16 protein-coding genes and 1 pseudogene are annotated in these 17332 nt (G+C 52.0%); 10 read left to right on the forward strand and 7 right to left on the reverse strand.

The features are described from left to right. Positions 1-60 precede the first annotated feature (60 nt). Positions 61-1221, forward strand: coding sequence for a pyridoxal phosphate-dependent aminotransferase (locus AAER43_RS05960; RefSeq protein WP_023336908.1), 1161 nt, complete (start codon positions 61-63; stop codon positions 1219-1221). Here the strand turns inward: AAER43_RS05960 and AAER43_RS05965 are convergent, their stop codons facing one another. The 3 genes and pseudogenes from AAER43_RS05965 to AAER43_RS05975 form a co-directional block, all read right to left on the reverse strand. Further along, the gene (locus AAER43_RS05965; protein WP_014882971.1) at positions 1222-1848 is read right to left on the reverse strand and encodes a ParB/RepB/Spo0J family partition protein; all 627 of its coding nucleotides are present in this window, start codon (positions 1846-1848) and stop codon (positions 1222-1224) included. It lies immediately after the preceding gene. After that, positions 1833-3056 carry a phosphoadenosine phosphosulfate reductase gene (locus AAER43_RS05970; protein ID WP_023332379.1) on the reverse strand — a complete coding sequence of 408 codons (1224 nt, stop codon included), beginning with the start codon at positions 3054-3056 and terminating at the stop codon, positions 1833-1835. Before AAER43_RS05970 ends, AAER43_RS05965 begins: the two co-directional genes overlap by 16 nt. A 166-nt stretch (positions 3057-3222) precedes the next feature. Then, a pseudogene (locus AAER43_RS05975) lies at positions 3223-4125 on the reverse strand (LysR family transcriptional regulator). Positions 4126-4741: 616 nt separating this feature from the next. On the opposite strand from AAER43_RS05975, the gene ahpC reads away from it, so the two are divergent. The 6 genes from ahpC (at position 4742) to AAER43_RS06005 (ending at position 11413) form a co-directional block, all read left to right on the forward strand. Then, positions 4742-5305 carry an alkyl hydroperoxide reductase subunit C gene (ahpC, locus tag AAER43_RS05980; RefSeq protein WP_014882974.1) on the forward strand — a complete coding sequence of 188 codons (564 nt, stop codon included), beginning with the start codon at positions 4742-4744 and terminating at the stop codon, positions 5303-5305. A gap of 185 nt (positions 5306-5490) precedes the next feature. Then, positions 5491-7056, forward strand: coding sequence for an alkyl hydroperoxide reductase subunit F (gene ahpF, locus AAER43_RS05985; protein WP_023336909.1), 1566 nt, complete (start codon positions 5491-5493; stop codon positions 7054-7056). 187 nt (positions 7057-7243) lie between these two features. Then, positions 7244-7819: a molecular chaperone TorD family protein gene (locus tag AAER43_RS05990; RefSeq protein WP_342701838.1), complete on the forward strand. Its 576-nt coding sequence runs from the start codon at positions 7244-7246 to the stop codon at positions 7817-7819. Next, positions 7816-10092, forward strand: a complete 2277-nt coding sequence (locus tag AAER43_RS05995) for a molybdopterin-dependent oxidoreductase (protein ID WP_045134268.1) — start codon at positions 7816-7818, stop codon at positions 10090-10092. Before AAER43_RS05990 ends, AAER43_RS05995 begins: the two co-directional genes overlap by 4 nt. Then, positions 10089-10646 carry a 4Fe-4S dicluster domain-containing protein gene (locus AAER43_RS06000; protein WP_014882978.1) on the forward strand — a complete coding sequence of 186 codons (558 nt, stop codon included), beginning with the start codon at positions 10089-10091 and terminating at the stop codon, positions 10644-10646. Before AAER43_RS05995 ends, AAER43_RS06000 begins: the two co-directional genes overlap by 4 nt. Continuing rightward, positions 10646-11413 (forward strand): DmsC/YnfH family molybdoenzyme membrane anchor subunit, encoded by a 768-nt coding sequence (locus AAER43_RS06005; protein WP_014882979.1) that lies wholly within the window; start codon positions 10646-10648, stop codon positions 11411-11413. Before AAER43_RS06000 ends, AAER43_RS06005 begins: the two co-directional genes overlap by 1 nt. Before the next feature lie 39 nt (positions 11414-11452). Here the strand turns inward: AAER43_RS06005 and uspG are convergent, their stop codons facing one another. Both uspG and rnk read right to left on the reverse strand, forming a co-directional pair. Further along, the gene (gene uspG, locus AAER43_RS06010; protein ID WP_342701839.1) at positions 11453-11881 is read right to left on the reverse strand and encodes a universal stress protein UspG; all 429 of its coding nucleotides are present in this window, start codon (positions 11879-11881) and stop codon (positions 11453-11455) included. Between the two features lie 378 nt (positions 11882-12259). Further along, complete coding sequence (gene rnk / locus AAER43_RS06015) at positions 12260-12670, reverse strand: nucleoside diphosphate kinase regulator (RefSeq protein WP_014882981.1); 411 nt, start codon at positions 12668-12670, stop codon at positions 12260-12262. A gap of 269 nt (positions 12671-12939) precedes the next feature. Between rnk and AAER43_RS06020 the strand changes: the two genes are divergently transcribed. Continuing rightward, on the forward strand, positions 12940-13557 hold the full coding sequence (locus AAER43_RS06020; protein WP_023336911.1) for a flavin reductase family protein: 618 nt from the start codon (positions 12940-12942) through the stop codon (positions 13555-13557). On the opposite strand, the gene rna is transcribed toward AAER43_RS06020, so the two are convergent. Continuing rightward, on the reverse strand, positions 13551-14360 hold the full coding sequence (gene rna / locus AAER43_RS06025; RefSeq protein ID WP_032637201.1) for a ribonuclease I: 810 nt from the start codon (positions 14358-14360) through the stop codon (positions 13551-13553). The genes AAER43_RS06020 and rna overlap by 7 nt on opposite strands. A gap of 94 nt (positions 14361-14454) precedes the next feature. Then, the gene (gene dcuC / locus AAER43_RS06030; RefSeq protein WP_014882984.1) at positions 14455-15822 is read right to left on the reverse strand and encodes an anaerobic C4-dicarboxylate transporter DcuC; all 1368 of its coding nucleotides are present in this window, start codon (positions 15820-15822) and stop codon (positions 14455-14457) included. 390 nt (positions 15823-16212) lie between these two features. On the opposite strand from dcuC, the gene pagP reads away from it, so the two are divergent. After that, positions 16213-16830 (forward strand): lipid IV(A) palmitoyltransferase PagP, encoded by a 618-nt coding sequence (pagP, locus tag AAER43_RS06035; protein WP_023336913.1) that lies wholly within the window; start codon positions 16213-16215, stop codon positions 16828-16830. A 190-nt stretch (positions 16831-17020) separates the two neighbouring features. Continuing rightward, the gene (cspE, locus tag AAER43_RS06040) at positions 17021-17230 is read left to right on the forward strand and encodes a transcription antiterminator/RNA stability regulator CspE (RefSeq protein ID WP_002439184.1); all 210 of its coding nucleotides are present in this window, start codon (positions 17021-17023) and stop codon (positions 17228-17230) included. Positions 17231-17332 lie beyond the last annotated feature (102 nt).

Raw genomic sequence — 17332 nt, forward strand, 5'->3', positions numbered from 1 at the left:
CAAATGGTAACATCGTGTTATAGTGGCAGCAACATAAGTATTACATGCAGGCACCGCATAATGAGTAATAACGCATTGATTCCTCAGAGTAAACTTCCTAATCTCGGCACCACCATCTTTACGCAGATGAGCGCACTGGCGCAGCAGCACAACGCCATTAATCTCTCTCAGGGATTCCCGGATTTTGACGGACCGGCCTGGTTGCAGGAACGACTGGCGTACCACGTTGCGCAGGGAGCAAATCAGTATGCGCCGATGACGGGCGTGCAGGCGCTGCGGGAAGCCATTGCGGATAAAACGGCGGAATTGTATGGCCATAAACCGGATGCGAATAGCGACATTACGGTGACGGCAGGGGCGACCGAAGCGCTGTATGCGGCCATCACCGCGCTGGTGCGCGCGGGCGATGAGGTCATCTGTTTTGACCCCAGTTACGACAGCTACGCGCCTGCGGTTGAACTCTCTGGCGGCGTGGTGAAACGCGTGGCGCTGCAGCCGCCGCATTTCCGCCCGGACTGGCGGGCGTTCGCTGCGCTGCTGAGCGATAAAACGCGGCTGGTGATCCTGAATACGCCCCATAACCCGTCTGCGAGCGTGTGGCAGAAAGACGATTTTGCCGCGCTGTGGCAGGCCATTGCCGAGCGTGAAATTTATGTCCTGAGCGACGAGGTGTATGAGCACATCTGTTTTACTAAAGAAGGGCACGCCAGCGTGCTGGCCCATCCGCAGCTTCGTGAACGTGCCGTGGCCGTGTCGTCATTTGGCAAAACGTACCATATGACCGGCTGGAAGGTGGGGTATTGCGTGGCACCTGCCGCCATCAGCGCTGAGTTACGTAAGGTACACCAGTACCTGACGTTTGCGGTGAATACCCCGGCTCAGCTGGCGCTGGCGGACATGCTACGCGATGAACCACAGCATTATCGCGACCTGCCGGATTTTTACCGTGCACGCCGGGATCTGTTTGTGACCGCACTGGCTCAAAGCCGCCTGGAAATTTTGCCTTCCGAAGGGACGTACTTCCTGCTGGCTGACTACAGCGCCATTTCCGATCTGGATGATGTCAGTTTCTGCCAGTGGCTGACAAAAGAAGTCGGCGTGGCCGCTATTCCATTGTCGGTGTTCTGCGCCGATCCTTTTCCGCATAAACTGATTCGTCTCTGCTTTGCGAAGCAGGAATCGACGCTACTGGCCGCGGCAGAGCGTTTGAACACGCTCTGATTATTTCACCGTCCAGGCTTCTGAGTAACGACGGTCTGCAAACAGTTCCAGCAGGCCGTTGATTTGTTTGAGACGCAGCACCTCGTCACCATCCATACCGAGCTCTTCGCTAATTCTTTCATTGCTCCAGCCAAGCTGCGCAAGTTCTCGAACGATTTCAGACATCGCGTTAATTTGATGCCGCCCGCGTGCGCGGTTGTGTCGGATGGTCGAGGCCATGCGGTCATATTTACCGAGTCGTTCCTGACGCAGGCACGTGACAGGCAGGTAACCCTTCAGCTTGCGCTTTAACGCAGCCCGACTTTTGCCAATCTCATGACGATGAAAACCATCCACAATTTCATAATGTTGTGGTTCGTTTTCTGTTACAACAATAGGCTGGGTGAATCCATCAAGTTCCAGCGACTTAATGAGCAACCGTTTTTCCGGTGGGGCAACATTATTGGGGTTGTAATCGTTAGCCGTGATAGCGTCCTGTTTGATCCACAATACGCAGTCGATGGGTTGATCGTTAAACGGGCTATATTTATGCAGTGCCTGGCGAAAGGCATTAATGGCGTTAATTTGGTCCTCTTCAGGAAGTGACTGAAGGTACGTTTCGATTTCGTTGATTATTCTTTGTCGCATAAAATGCCCCACTCCTTGCGTTTTGCCTTCACTCTGTCGCTGTAGCGCTGATAATGTTTGGGTTTGTTTGGGCTGAAAGACAGCGCTCTGCACCAGTAGTCGTTATTAAGTAAAACCTTACAAACGCGGCGCCATGAAGGGATGTCTTTGGCACCGATATCGCCCTCCTGGGTATCGGGAATATCCTCCATGCCCCTCTTCTGGTACCAGTGCAGATATATGGCGATTTTATTGCGGTAATGCTCGGCCGTATTCTGCGGCATGCTGTCGAGAAGCAGCAGGGCATATTCCCGCCAGCAAAGATGGTCCGGCTTGAGTATTTTGCGGTGGCCGTAAAAATGGTTGTCGTGCCCGGCGTAAATTCCGCCGCTGCGCGCGCCGCTGACACGTGCGCACATGGTCGCCCAGCGTTCGGGCTCTACAACATGATAGAGCCATAAGCCCTGACGCTGTTCCGGGCCAAAAGGTTCGCAGATGCGCATATAGCGCGGTGGTACGCCGGCCTGATACATAAGGTCATAAAGTGTGTTATAGCTATTGCCGGTTTTTGCAAACCAGGTCCAGATATCCGCGGTTTTCCAGTCGTAGAGAGGATAGATATACCAGGCATGCCCACCCGGGGCGACGGTCGTCCAGGGTTTATCATCGGCAAAGCGTTGTTTACGCGCTGATGCGATAGCCAGAAAACGGTTGTATGACTCATCGGCGCGTATCCCGACCATGACGGCGGCCGGTCGGTTGAGAGAGAACCAGTCCGAGAAACTGCGCACAAAGGTCTCAAAAGACATTCCCCCCTGGTAAAAGGGGAAAAAGGCGGGATCTGTTATGGCATCGTCAGGCGGTTGCCGTACCCACTCGGTATTGGGTTCCCAGCATTGCCACTCTGGCTGGAATTGCGACAGGGAATTTTGCGTGGTGAGGGGAAGCGCGACCCACCAGAAACGATCGATGACATCGCTGTATAAGGCGCGCATATGTTCGACATGATTAATGGTGTAAGTAAATTGCGCTTCCCAGTCTATAAAGAGAACGTCTATTTTGCGTTTCATTTTACGAGCGCATAATGCCGTCAGATGTAACATGACGGTGGAATCTTTTCCCCCTGAAAAAGAGACGCACACCCTGGATAAATTCTCCAGGGTCCATTTTATTCGCTCTTGCGTGGCATCGACTACGTTTTGATTCAATGGAAATTTGTAAAGTGACATATCAATCCATTACTGAGTGATACTGATCAGATGGCGCATGAATAATGGGGATGATACTCTTAGAAAGAAGATAATTATAGGTAAAAATTAATCATATAATTACGCTAAATACATTTCCCTTGTGAATATATAAAAAGGACTGACTGCTGAAAACAGTCAGTTATAATTATTGGGGTAAGTTTAAGTCATCAATAAAATTGGAGAAGGAAGCATTATTCAGTGCTGAGCGATTGTACATCATATAAACCGGGACTGTCGGGAAGGTAATGTCAGTCTCAATCTTACGGAGATTTAATGCCGGACCATACTGCTCATAGGCTGGCGTAGGGGCTAATCCAATCAGATCGGAATTGCCTATCATCGACAGCAGTGAGATAAACGAGTCGCTGCGGAACAGGATATTTCGTTCGGGAAGCAGTTGCTCAGTATGCTCCTGAAAATTCTTTACGCTCAACTCATCACTCAGGTAGGCCGTAAATTTTTCCTGAAGAATTTCGTCACGCGTCGCCTGTAAACCCAGGCGGGGGTGATCCTGACGGCAAACCAGCGTAAAAGACATCTGCTGGAACAAGCAGCAGGCCGTTGAACGGCTATTCAGCGGGGCGAAAGAGAAGACAAGGTCCGCTTTTCAGTATGCCAGCAGGTCTTCTGCTGAGTCCGGGGCAAGGAAGACATCATGCAGCTCAACCTGATAGTTATATTTCTCGATCAGGATTTTCATCGGATCCAGCATGATTTTAGGCGTCATAAACTGCGGACCGTAAATGACAAAGCTCTTCTTCAACCCGTTGCTGTGCATCATATTGATGGTTTGCTCAAGCTGATTGAGGTTTTGTTCAAGATGATGATGAAGGTTGACGCCAACCGTAGTGGGGGTGATGCCCTTACCTGAACGGATAAACAAGGGATCGTTGAGTTGTCCGCGCAGACGTTGCAGTGACTGACTCACTGCTGAGGGGGTAATATAGAGCGTCTCAGCCGCTTTACTGATACTCAAATGTTGATAGATACATTCAAAAATGACTAGCAGGTTGAGATCAAATTTTTTAAGATCATAGAGATTTGCCATGTGTCGTCCTGAGGATGCCGTGTTTGCATGGGTTATCATATCACTGATAACTATAGTTTGAAGTTAACCATTTACAATCCTTTCGGTTAACTCTCTTAATTTTAAATTAAACGCGCCTTAATATATCACGACGTCAGATTATTAAAATAGTACTTCAAAGATGATTAAGATAATTTTATCTCACTAAGAGGCACTTTAATTGACAATTGTCATTTATATATTGAGTTATTTTTATAATAAAAATTAATTTATAACGCCCCGTCATTATGTTCGAAACTGCCTATCACAGCCATAGGCAGGAATGCCTCTCCCGTGGATTGCTCAAGCCTGGCACGGATGGTGTAATTAAACGGCTGTTACCACCTTGATGTTAAGGGCGTAGAGCGCAACGCAACGCCAGCTTAAGCTGGCACTGAATGTACCTGCGGGGAATTCAGGTAAAAGGGCCGCCCGTAGAGGCGGCCTTTTTACTTTTGGCGTTTCCTTTAAAAGGTTCACCTTACTGTCTTGTTGATGTTGTTAGGTATGGCTGATTGATTTGATAAAGCAAACGCATTAGCCCCGATGAGCAAAGTTAGTTACCTTACATCTCAACGAAAACACGGAGGAAGTACAGATGTCTTTGATTAATACCAAAATTAAACCTTTCAAAAACCAGGCGTTCAAAAACGGTGAGTTCATTGAAGTCACTGAGAAAGATACTGAAGGTCGCTGGAGCGTGTTCTTCTTCTATCCGGCTGACTTTACCTTCGTTTGCCCGACCGAACTGGGTGACGTGGCTGACCACTATGAAGAACTGCAGAAGCTGGGCGTAGACGTTTACTCTGTCTCTACCGATACCCACTTCACCCACAAAGCGTGGCACAGCAGCTCTGAAACCATCGCGAAAATTAAATACGCGATGATCGGCGACCCGACTGGCGCCCTGACCCGTAACTTCGACAATATGCGTGAAGATGAAGGTCTGGCCGACCGCGCGACCTTCGTTGTTGACCCGCAGGGCATTATCCAGGCTATCGAAGTTACCGCTGAAGGTATCGGCCGTGATGCGTCTGACCTGCTGCGTAAAGTGAAAGCCGCTCAGTACGTGGCTTCCCACCCAGGCGAAGTGTGCCCGGCGAAATGGAAAGAAGGCGAAGCGACGCTGGCTCCATCTTTAGACCTGGTCGGCAAGATCTAAGTCTGCAAAGCCTGGCGGCGCCGCGTTTGCACAGGCCTACAGTATCGTAGGGCGGGTAAACGAAGTGCCACCCGGCAATCCATGGGCGCGCCCGCGCCCATTTCATTAGCACCATGATGCAAGTTGCATTCAGGCCGCCCCTATAAGGCAGCTTGCATGATGACGTCTTAAGAGAGGGAAGAACAATGCTCGACACGAATATGAAAACCCAGCTCAAGGCCTACCTTGAGAAACTGACCAAACCTGTTGAGCTGATTGCCACGCTGGATGACAGCGCGAAATCGGCAGAGATTAAGGAACTGCTGGCAGAGATCGCTGAACTGTCACCGAAAGTGACCTTCAAAGAAGACAATACGCTTGCTGTCCGTAAGCCTTCTTTCCTGATCGCCAACCCGGGCTCTGATCAGGGGCCGCGCTTTGCCGGCTCTCCGCTGGGGCATGAATTTACCTCACTGGTGCTGGCGCTGCTGTGGACCGGTGGGCATCCGTCTAAAGAAGCGCAGGCTCTGCTGGAGCAGATCCGCGACATCGACGGTGATTTCGAGTTTGAAACCTATTACTCACTCTCCTGTCACAACTGCCCGGACGTGGTGCAGGCGCTGAATCTGATGTCGGTGCTGAACCCGCGCATTAAACACACGGCGATTGACGGCGGTACGTTCCAGAATGAGATCACCGAGCGTAACGTAATGGGCGTGCCGGCGGTCTATCTGAATGGTCAGGAGTTTGGTCAGGGCCGCATGACGCTGACGGAAATTGTTGCCAAAGTGGATACTGGCGCAGAAAAACGCGCAGCAGAAGCGCTGAACAAACGTGATGCCTACGATGTGCTGATCGTCGGTTCCGGCCCGGCGGGCGCGGCAGCGGCGGTTTACTCCGCGCGTAAAGGGATCCGTACCGGTCTGATGGGCGAACGCTTTGGTGGTCAGGTACTGGATACCGTGGACATCGAAAACTACATTTCCGTGCCGAAAACCGAAGGCCAGAAACTGGCTGGCGCACTTAAAGCGCACGTCAGCGACTATGACGTGGATGTCATCGACAGCCAGAGCGCCAGCAAGCTGGTTCCTGCTGCGGTCGAAGGCGGTTTACACCAGATTGAAACGGCATCCGGCGCGGTGCTGAAAGCGCGTAGCATTATCATTGCCACCGGCGCGAAATGGCGCAACATGAACGTTCCGGGTGAAGATCAGTACCGCACCAAAGGTGTGACCTACTGCCCGCACTGTGACGGTCCGCTGTTTAAAGGTAAACGCGTAGCGGTGATCGGCGGCGGTAACTCCGGCGTGGAAGCGGCTATCGACCTGGCGGGGATTGTGGAACATGTGACCCTGCTGGAGTTCGCGCCAGAGATGAAGGCCGACCAGGTTCTGCAGGATAAAGTTCGCAGCCTGAAAAACGTCGACATCATCCTGAACGCGCAGACCACGGAAGTGAAGGGCGACGGCAGCAAAGTGACCGGCCTGGAATACCGTGACCGCATCAGCGGCGATGTGCATAGCGTTCAGCTTTCGGGGATTTTCGTGCAGATTGGTCTGCTGCCAAACACCACCTGGCTGGAAGGCGCGATTGAGCGCAACCGTATGGGCGAGATCATCATTGATGCGAAATGTGAAACCAGCGTAAAAGGCGTCTTCGCCGCAGGTGACTGTACGACCGTGCCGTACAAACAGATCATCATTGCCACGGGCGAAGGTGCGAAAGCGTCCCTGAGTTCGTTTGACTATCTGATTCGCACCAAAACAGCATAAAAAAAAAGTAAGACGATACCTGCAGTAGCCACCTCATCATGGGGTGGCTTTTTTATTGGTTTTTTTTATTCTCAATTATTGTCGTGATTGAACGCTTCATGCGTTAACTACCTGCTTCGATCAAAGAAATTAATAAGCCTGCTGATAATATCTCGTCGTTTTCTGTTGATAAATATTTATATTTCAAATGAATGATAAAGATATATTCACACCTTCAATATATGAGGCGTTAACACCCTTTGAAATAAAGGGGTTGATGTTTCGTGATTTCTTCAACGCGGCGGATATGACCTCGCGATGCGCCTCGTTACGCTATTTTTTCCCTGAGAGTGAGTCCTGGCCGCAGGATGAGGCGTTAAACGTCGAGTATGACTTCAATGCGCTGTTTGTCGGCCCGGCGACGCTGCTGGCGCCACCTTATGCCTCGGTTTATCTGGACGACGAGCCTCTGCTAATGGGGGCGACAACGCTGAGCGTGAGCGAATTCCTGCAGAGCATTGGGCTGTCCGTTACCGCGGAAAATAGCGTCCCCGACGACCATATCAGCTATGAAATTGAACTGGCCGTAATGCTATTAGTGCATGCCAGACATTCACCGCAATATCATGAAGCACTTACCCGTTTTGTCCGCGCGCATCTCGAATTATGGCTCCCGGCATTTATCGCAAAAATAAAGGATTGTGCGAAAACAGCCGTAATTAAATGCCTCGCCGTGCTACTGACTAATTGGTTTGATGAATTAAAAACGAGAGTAATATTATGACTATTGATAAAGGGCAGCTTAACCGGCGCTCCTTTTTAAAAGGACTGATTGCGCTAGGTACCGTCGCCGCATTACCCGGCGGATTATTATCCTCCCGATGTGCCATGGCACAACCGCCCATTCCGTTTAACCCGAAAACCTACAAAATCTTCCGTAACGCCTGTCCGCGTAACTGCTATGACACCTGCAGCTTAAAAACGTGGGTGAAAGATGACGTGATTACCTTCGTCGAGGGGGCAAGCGAATCCACCTTTACCCACGGTGCGCCGTGCGTGAAAGGGCTGACCTACCCGCGCCGGGTCTACTCGCCGGACCGTATAAAATACCCGATGATTCAGGACGGACGCGGCAGCGGCAAATGGCGACGCATCTCCTGGGATGAGGCCATGCAGCGGATCGCCAGCAAGATGCTGGAGATCAAAAAGAAAGATGGCTCCCTGCTTGGCCTGGCGCTGACCAAATATTCCGGCAACCTGGGGGTGATGAGCTATGCCGTGGAGGGGATGATGTCCTCGCTCGGCTACACCACGCGTTTTGCCGGTACGCCGTGCTGGCCTGCGGGCATTGACGCACAGCACTACGACATGGGCGACATGTGGTGTAACGACCCGGAAGATCTGGTTAAAGCCAAATACATTATCCTCTGGGGGGCGAACCCGGCCTGGTGCTCCATGCACACCATGAAGTACATCTATCAGGCCCGCGAGAAAGGGGCGAAAGTGGTGGTTATCGATCCGCTGTTCTCGCAAACTGCCGCGAAAGCCGACCTCTATCTGCGCGTGCGTTCAGGTTCAGACGGTGCGCTGGCGCTGGGTATGGCGCGCCATCTGGTGGACACCGGCCGCGTGGACCAGGAGTTCGTCAATCATTTCGCGCACGGGTATCCGGAGTTTGAGCAGTACTTGCTCAACAACATCACGGTAGAGTGGGCATCGGAAATTTGTGGTCTGGCGCCGGATGTGATTCGCCAGCTTGCCGAGGAGTTCACGGCGGTTAAGCCTTCCACCGTCTGGATTGGTTACGGTATGCAGCGCCACGTGAACGGCGGCGCGAACGTGCGTGCGATTGATGCCTTTGTCGCCATGACCGGCAATATCGGCGTAGAAGGCGGTGGCGCTCGCTACGGCCATCTGCAGACCTGGGGCTATAACTACCACGCAATGACGCAGACACCCCCGGTGGGTTCTGTAGGGATGGAAGGGGCATCAGGCCCGGTGGGCGAGTTTGTCAGCGATAGCGGCGAAAAGCGCAAGTACTCTGACCGCGCGCTCAACCTGAACCAGACTGCGCAAAGCATTCTGGACGCCAACGATCCCCCTATCCGCATGCTGTGGGTGGCCTGTAAGAACCCGTTTGCCCAGGACTTCGACCGCAACAAGATGAAAAAAGCGTTCGACAAGCTGGAAATGGTGGTGTGCGTGGATCAGTTCTTTAACGAGACGGTTCAGCACGCGGATATCGTTCTGCCTGTCACCACCACCTTCGAGCACTGGAGCGCCTCTTCGTCTTACTGGCACTACTGGCTGACGGTAAACGAACCTGCCATCAAGCCGATGTACGAATGCAAGAGCGACCTGGATATTGCCGTGTTGCTCTCCCGTACCATCAACAAAATGGAACCGGGCTCTTGCACCTTCCCACAGGATGTTGACCAGAAAAAATGGCTGGATCTGGAATTCAACGACGGGCTGGCGAAGCAGTTTGGCATCAGCTCCTGGGACGATCTGCTGAAGGGGCCGGTGAAGGCCAAAATGCCGAGCAGCGCAGCCTGGCACGATCGGAAGTTCAAAACGCCGTCAGGCAAGTATGAGTTTTTATCCGCGCGCTGCGAAGAGAACGGCCATAAAGCACTGCCGGAATATCTGCCAGCCGCAGAAGGTAAACTGCCGTTCCAGCTCTTTACGCCGCACCTGCAGTACGGCCTGCATTCGCAGTTCGTTAACCTTGACTGGATGCAGGTCTTCTGGCCGGAGCCCTTTGTCTATATCCACCCAGTTGCTGCGAAGAAAAAGGGGATCCGAGACCTGGCGACAGTGCGGGTATTCAACGAGATCGGCGAGGTTCAACTGCGTGCCAAAGTCACCACCAATGTACCGGAAGATTTCCTGGTCATGTACGAATCCTGGTTCAACAAGCTCAGCTATAACGTGCAGAACGTGGTGAAAGATACCCCGGCCGATATGGGTAAAATGGCCACCGGTGCACCGGGCGCGGCTATTCACGATCAGTTTGTCGATATTGTCCTCATTGCCAATGAAGGAGCGGACGCATGAGACGCGCATTTTTAGTGAACAGTGATAAATGTATTGGTTGCCGCGGATGCGCCATGGCCTGTAAGAGCTTCAACCAGCTCGAACCCGAACGTTTCTGGCGCTATGTCTACCCGCTGGATAAAGAAATTTACCCGCATGAGGAGCGTGCGTTCTTTTCGCTGGCCTGTAACCACTGTGAAAACCCCGCTTGTCTGGCGGCGTGCCCGGTGGAAGCCTACACCAAACGTGATGATGGCGTGGTGGTGCATAACCCTGAGCGCTGCATCGGCTGTAAAAACTGTATCCGCAATTGTCCGTATGGCGCTCCGCGCTTCAATGAGGAAACGCAGAAGGCCGAGAAGTGCAGCATGTGCTATGAGCGTCTGGATATCGGCTTGAATCCTGCCTGCGTTAACGCCTGTCCGGTTGGGGCGCTGACCCTGATCGATCTGGATGCCGATCCGCTGCCAAATAATGCCGTGCAGTATCCGCCGGGCTTCCCAAAAATGCCGCAGCTTAATCCGGGTACGCGCTTCATTCTGGCACGCCAGCCGAAACAGCCGGGGGACAAATAATGGAAAAGTACGAACTGCCGTTGGTGATTTTTACCGTGCTGAGCCAGATGTCCGTTGGGATGACGCTCCTGTTGAGCTGGCGCACGCTGCGTGGCGAAGTGCAGGGCAACCGTCTTCACTGGCTGATCACGGGGCTGATCCTGGGGGTTGCCTCCATCGCCGCGGTATTGCATCTGGCGCACCCGGAACACGCTTATAATGCGTTAATCAACCTGAAACATGCCTGGCTGAGCCGTGAGATTCTCGGCGCGACGCTGTATGGCGGCACAATTGGCCTGGCTTTCCTTACGAAAGGCAACAAAGGCGCAGCGCTGCTGGCGTCCCTGTTCGGGATACTGCTGGTGGTGGTGCAGGGGATGACCTACGCCGCGCCGGCGATGCAGGCCATTGCCAACGGCATCACCATGATGCTGTTCTTTGCCACCGTCTGGGTGCTGGGCTGTGCAGCTACACCGCTGCTCGGGATGAAAGCGTCAGCTGTCGCACTGCGTCAGGGCATTATCGCCCTGATGGCGCTGCTGATTGCCGCACCGGTACTCTGGCTCAGCGGCGGCACCATCATGAAAATGACCGCTCACGCCTGGTTAAGCTCGCCGCTCTATCTGGGCTGCCTGCTGTGCTGCGTCGTGGGGTTCACGTTGTCGCTAAGGCGCCATCCGATGCAGAAAGCCGTATTTGTTATCCTGCTGGTGGGCGTGGTGCTCAGCCGCCTGACCTTCTTCGGTGATACCGTCAGTACCATCGTCAATATTGGTCATCTGTACTGATAAACAAAACCCCGCGCAAGCGGGGTTTTTTATGGGCAGTTAACAAACCACCATCACCGGAATGTGGGTATGGCGGATCACGCTGGAGGCGTTTGACCCTAGCAGGTGAGTGGTGATGGAAGGATTGCGTGAACCGATCACCACTACGTCTGCATTCAGCTCCGCGGCCAGTTCATTGACGGCATCGCGTACGCTACCGAACCGGACGTGGGTTTTGATGCGCGACGGGTCGATGCTGAAATGCCCGACCATGGTTTGCAGGCGCGTCTCGGCTTCGTGCTGTAAGTGCTCTTCGAAGCGACGCACATCGGCGGCAAAGCGGTGCAGACTCAGGCTGGCGGAGCCCGGCAAGACATGTAAAAGGTGAATAATACCGTCCTGCTGTGCGAGAAATTCCGCGTGACGCACTGCTTTGTCACTCAGTTCCATTTCAAAAACATCAACCGGCATAATGATTCTCTGATACATACCCGTTTCTCCTTGTTTATAAACGCTGAAATCATTCAACCACAAAATAGTTATGGATTCTGTAATCACTCCGTCAATTTTGATGACGATCGTGATGCCGCGAAAAAAATCATTGCGCAGCGTGCGGGGCAGAGCGGTGACGTGAGCGTTCACCAGTGGCGTTCAAGGTAAAGCACAGCCGAGACGATGATGGCCACAAAAAGTAAAAAAATGAATGTGATAACCACTATCTCACCCATGACCGTCCCCACGGCACCAAAACAGATTAAGCGTGTATTAAGGGGAATAAGGGTGATATAGGAAAATCAGGTGAATTTGCGGAAAGAGGATGCGGGTGCATCCTCTGTGCAAAGCGGGTGGGCGCTTGTTCAGAAGGGATTAACGCAGGTAATCGCCCGCAGCTTCTGGCTGGTAGAGCAGTTCCAGCACTTCCAGATGAGTGGAGGCCCCGCCCGGTAAATCCCAGTGGATGGTATCTCCTGTGCGCAGTCCCAGCAGTGCGGCGCCGACAGGGGCAAGAACCGAAAGCTGCGCGCTGCTGTCAGTCATCTGAGCCGGGTAAACCAGCGTGCGGGTCAGCTCTTCACCGGTGGTCAGGTTGCGGAATTTTACCCGGCTGTTCATGGTGACCACGTCATGCGGCATTGACTCAGGTGTGCACATCTGCGCGCGGTCGAGTTCCTCATTCAGGGCATCCGCCACCGGAAGTGAGGCGAATTCGGCTTTTTCCAGCAATCGGTCGATACGTTCTGCGTCGAGTTCATTGATGATAATGGTGGGTCTGGACATTTTTTACTCCATGTCGTTAATGCTGCGTCTAACGCAGAAACCAATCCAAAAGAAAACCCTCGCCGTCTGGCAGCGAGGGTTTAACTTACCCGATGATACTGGCTGAACGCTTAAGTTTGAAGTGATGAAGGTCACATTCATGTCCCATATGAATTTTCGCTGAAATTTATTCAGTCTTAATTCCAGGCGGATTGCGTTACGCTGAGTATCCTGAACCCGGGTGTTGCGCGAAGCATTATTCGTGTCTGCCCCATCAACGAGAGAGCACTATGTACTTCTATCAACCGTCTCAGGGGCACGGCCTGCCGCATGACCCGCTGAATGCCATTATTGGTCCCCGTCCGATTGGCTGGATCTCCTCTTGCGATCGGGCCGGTCAGTTGAATCTCGCGCCGTATAGCTTCTTTAACTGTTTTAACTATCGCCCGCCGATCATCGGCTTTTCCAGCAACGGCTGGAAAGACAGCGTGCGAAATATTCACGAGACAAAGGAGTTTGTCTGGAATCTGGCGACGCGCGATCTCGCACATGCCATGAATCAAACCTCGGCTACGCTTCCTCACGATCGCGATGAGTTTACCTTTGCAGGATTGACTCCCGCTGCAAGCCAGCTGGTGAGTGCTCCTCGCGTGGCGGAAAGCCCGGTCAATTTTGAGTGCCGCCTTTCTCAGTGCATTCAGCTTACCGGAGCCGATGGCACTCCGGTTGATACCTGGCTGGTGCTGGGGGAAGTGGTGGGGATCCATATCGCGGAAACGCTACTGGAAGAGGGGATATACCAGACGGCGAAAGCGCAGCCCATCCTGCGAGCGGGTGGGCCGACGGCGTACTATGGGATCAGTGATGAACACCGGTTCGATATGGTGCGCCCGGTGGTGGGTCAGTAACCGGCCTTATCAATGACAAATTGTTTTCCGCAGTTACCAGGATGTGGCTGCGGGGCAAAGGACGTTGCGGAAAGCGGTTGGTTAATGGTGTCTGCTTTCAGCGAAATCTGCATCTCGGTGAGATAAGCCGGGTTGCCATTGCAGGTCAGCTTAAAGGCTTTGATGTTTTCTTTGCCCCAGCTTTTGGCAATGGCGTTGTCAAAATCACGACGACTGACGGCTTTACCGTAGTTAGCCGCGAGGAATTGACCGACGGCACTGTTTTTCATTTCCTGATTCATTCTCACCATGGTGCCGAAATAGGCATCGGGATCAAAACCAAAACAGACGCCATGCTTGGCGTATTCGTAACGTTCCAGACAGGAATTTCCGCCCGCGCCCGGCATCACCTCGTTAAGTTTTGCCGCACCGGAAAGCGACAGCCCGGTTTCGGCAGCAGCACATTTGCGGCTGGCCTTTGCTTCCGGCATATTCGGGATGGGACGCGTGGCACAACCAAATCGCATCCATCGACGTTCATCCACGCCTCGTGCCGCTATCGATTTCGGCAGACCAGGCCATAACCCGTGGACGGTCAGAAAATCGGCTTTATTTTCGCTCTCTTTTTGCAGACGACATTCATCCGGTTCATTGCGGTTACGCTCAACCATGCTTTGACAAAACCCGGTTTGCCAGGACAGCGCCAGTACATAGCGATCGAAATCGCCATATTGCGTAGCGTTGAGCGGTTCTGCCTGTGCGGAGAAGACACTGAGTGCAAGCGCAACTGCGCCAGACGAGATAACGATATCCTTCCTGAACATGTGATTTCCTGATTGGTTGTGCTCGATTAATTTTTGGGAGTTATTAAAGCACAAAAAGCGCCAGCAGGCGCTTTTTGGAAATCAGGAATTTTACTTAGGCAGCGCCGGGAACCAGCACTTCGGTAGCAATAATGACGATGATCAGGCCAACCAGCACCGGGACTGACGTGCGTTTGACGACCTCAAACGGAGAGATTTTTGCCATACCGGCAACCGCAACGACCACGCCTGAAACAGGAGAGATGGTGCGACCCAGGTTTGAGGCCTGAAGCATCGGAATAGACAGGTAAGCCGGGTTGATGCCAGAGGAGTGAGCCAGCTTAGGGATCATCTCAACGAAAGCGTAAAACGGCGCGTTACCAGAACCGGTGGTCATCGCCGCCAGCATGGTCAGAACGACCAGCACCAGCATCAGGATAATACTGGCTGAGCCAAACGACGTGGCGATGGAGATCAGGCTCTGGATAAAGCCAATCGTGCTCAGACCCTGGGCAAACACGCCTGCCGCAACCAACAGCATCACCACGCCCGCGAAGGCATCCGCCATTCCACGATACGCTACTTCCAGGCCGGAGAAGACTTTTTGCGTGTTGAAACCGCGCACGAATTCCAGCACGGCAGCCAGCAGCATACAGATGACCAGAATAGTAATAATGTGCAGCTGTGGACCCCATTTGCCGTCAAAAATCAGCACGCCGATAATCGGTGTGAACGGCAAAATGGCGTAGAACGCTGGAGCGGTGGTGGTGATTTCGCTGACATCCATCATCTCATGGCTGATGTTCTCTTTTTTATCGAGATAGCGCTGCCAGAAGAAATGCGCGACCCCCATTCCCACAATGGCGACAATCGAGATCGGCAGCGTGGTCTTAAAGGCGAAGTCGATCAGCGACATCTCGGCTGCTTTGGCGGCCAGCACAACGTCGCCAGAGGTTGGGGAAAGAATAATGGCGGCCGGTGATGCGCAAATGGCTGCCGCTGCACCGCGGCTGATGCCCACGTTCACCATCACCGGGAACAGCGTGGCCATTAACAGTACGCCAAGACCGGTGGCCGATGAAACGGCCAGCGACATCAGACAGGCGAGGAAATAGGCGGCAACCATTAACAGATACGGGGAGTTAATATACTGCAGGGGTTTCGAGGCAAGCTTAACCACCATGTCATTAGCGCCGATATGGGTCATGTAGGCGGCAAAACCGCACAGCATCATGATCATCATACCGAGATCGCCGCCACGGCTCATGAGCAGTATTTTAATATATTCAACAATATCCGTGGCAGTATAACCCGTGCTGGCTGCGCTGGCAGGTAATACCTGATGCCCCATTAATGCGCTGACAATCAGGAGAGTTAAGCCGCCAACAAATAAAACGCCCGTGGCTGAGTACCCTTTAATGATGTAGCGGGCTACACCGACAATGACGACGACCCCAATAAGGAGTTCGATAAACGTAAGCATGATTTCCCCTGTATCCTATGCCCTGAGGTAGAAAAAAATTAATAAAATAAGAAGGATGAAAATGTGCCGAATTAATGGCCTGCCCTTGCTGATTAAAATCAATAAATAGACGACTAAAGAACAGTATCACAGCGTTTTTGCCATGGCCCAGGCATTTATGTCATCAGGAAGTTGACCGCCAGAAACAGCGTAACATGTCTCTTTAATGATAACAAAATGTTAAAATTATGTGTTTTCCGGCCTGTTAATCGGGATGGATGAAAATGTTATAGTCATACATATTGTGGGTTTATTTGGGCCAGCCTGAACGCTGCCTTAAGAATATTCCCGAAAAGAGGCCTGATATTTAGGAGTAGTGCTGATGCCGTTAAGACGTGGTTCAACTATTGTGTGGTAAACTTTGCTTCGAATATTAAGAATGGTAATTGCATTGTGAGCTTACGTAATACTTTTTTCTCTCTTTTATTGTTTATTTTTGGTCAGTTAACGTTTTCATCTGTTGCACAGGCAGAAGACAACGCGACGAATAAAGGCTGGTTCTCTACTTTTACGGATAATGTTTCGCAGACCTGGTCAGCACCTGAACATTATGATCTCTATGTACCGGCAATAACGTGGCATGCGCGCTTTGCTTATGACAAAGAGAAAACAGATAAATACAACGAGCGCCCGTGGGGGGCTGGTTTTGGTCAGTCACGCTGGGATGAGAAAGGAAACTGGCACGGCATCTATCTGATGGCCTTTAAAGACTCGTTTAATAAATGGGAACCGATTGGGGGTTACGGCTGGGAGAAAACGTGGCGCCCGCTGGCGGACGAGAATTTCCACGTCGGGTTAGGCTATACCGCAGGGGTGACGGCGCGTGATAACTGGAACTACATTCCGATCCCCGTGCTGCTGCCTTTGGCCTCGATTGGCTATGGCCCGGCAACGTTCCAGATGACCTACATCCCCGGGACGTACAACAACGGTAACGTTTACTTCGCCTGGATGCGTTTTCAGTTTTGACTGAAAAAAGGTTACCAGCTGGTGAAAAAACGCGCAGGCATTGATTCCTAAGCGATAAAAATCTGCCAGTGAAAATTAACGCGACTTTAGTCACTTTTTGTCAAAGATCCGCTGGACAAAAGGTCCCACAATTGTTGTACTGGTAACCGACACAGCATTTGTGTCGTTTTTTAATGTAAAGGTAATTTTGATGTCTAAGATTAAAGGTAACGTTAAGTGGTTTAATGAGTCCAAAGGATTCGGTTTCATTACTCCTGAAGATGGCAGCAAAGATGTGTTCGTACACTTCTCTGCAATCCAGTCTAATGGTTTCAAAACTCTGGCTGAAGGTCAGCGCGTAGAGTTCGAAATCACTAACGGTGCCAAAGGCCCTTCTGCTGCTAACGTAATCGCTCTGTAATTCAGACGCGTCAGCAAGAATTTCAAAACCCGCTCATTGAGCGGGTTTTTTTCGTTATGAATCAGCCAAGCAGGTACATTTTCAGGAAGCTGGCAACGATCA

The organism is Enterobacter sp. FUJ80071, assembly GCF_038739915.1.
GTDB classification, from domain to species: Bacteria; Pseudomonadota; Gammaproteobacteria; order Enterobacterales; family Enterobacteriaceae; genus Enterobacter; species Enterobacter kobei.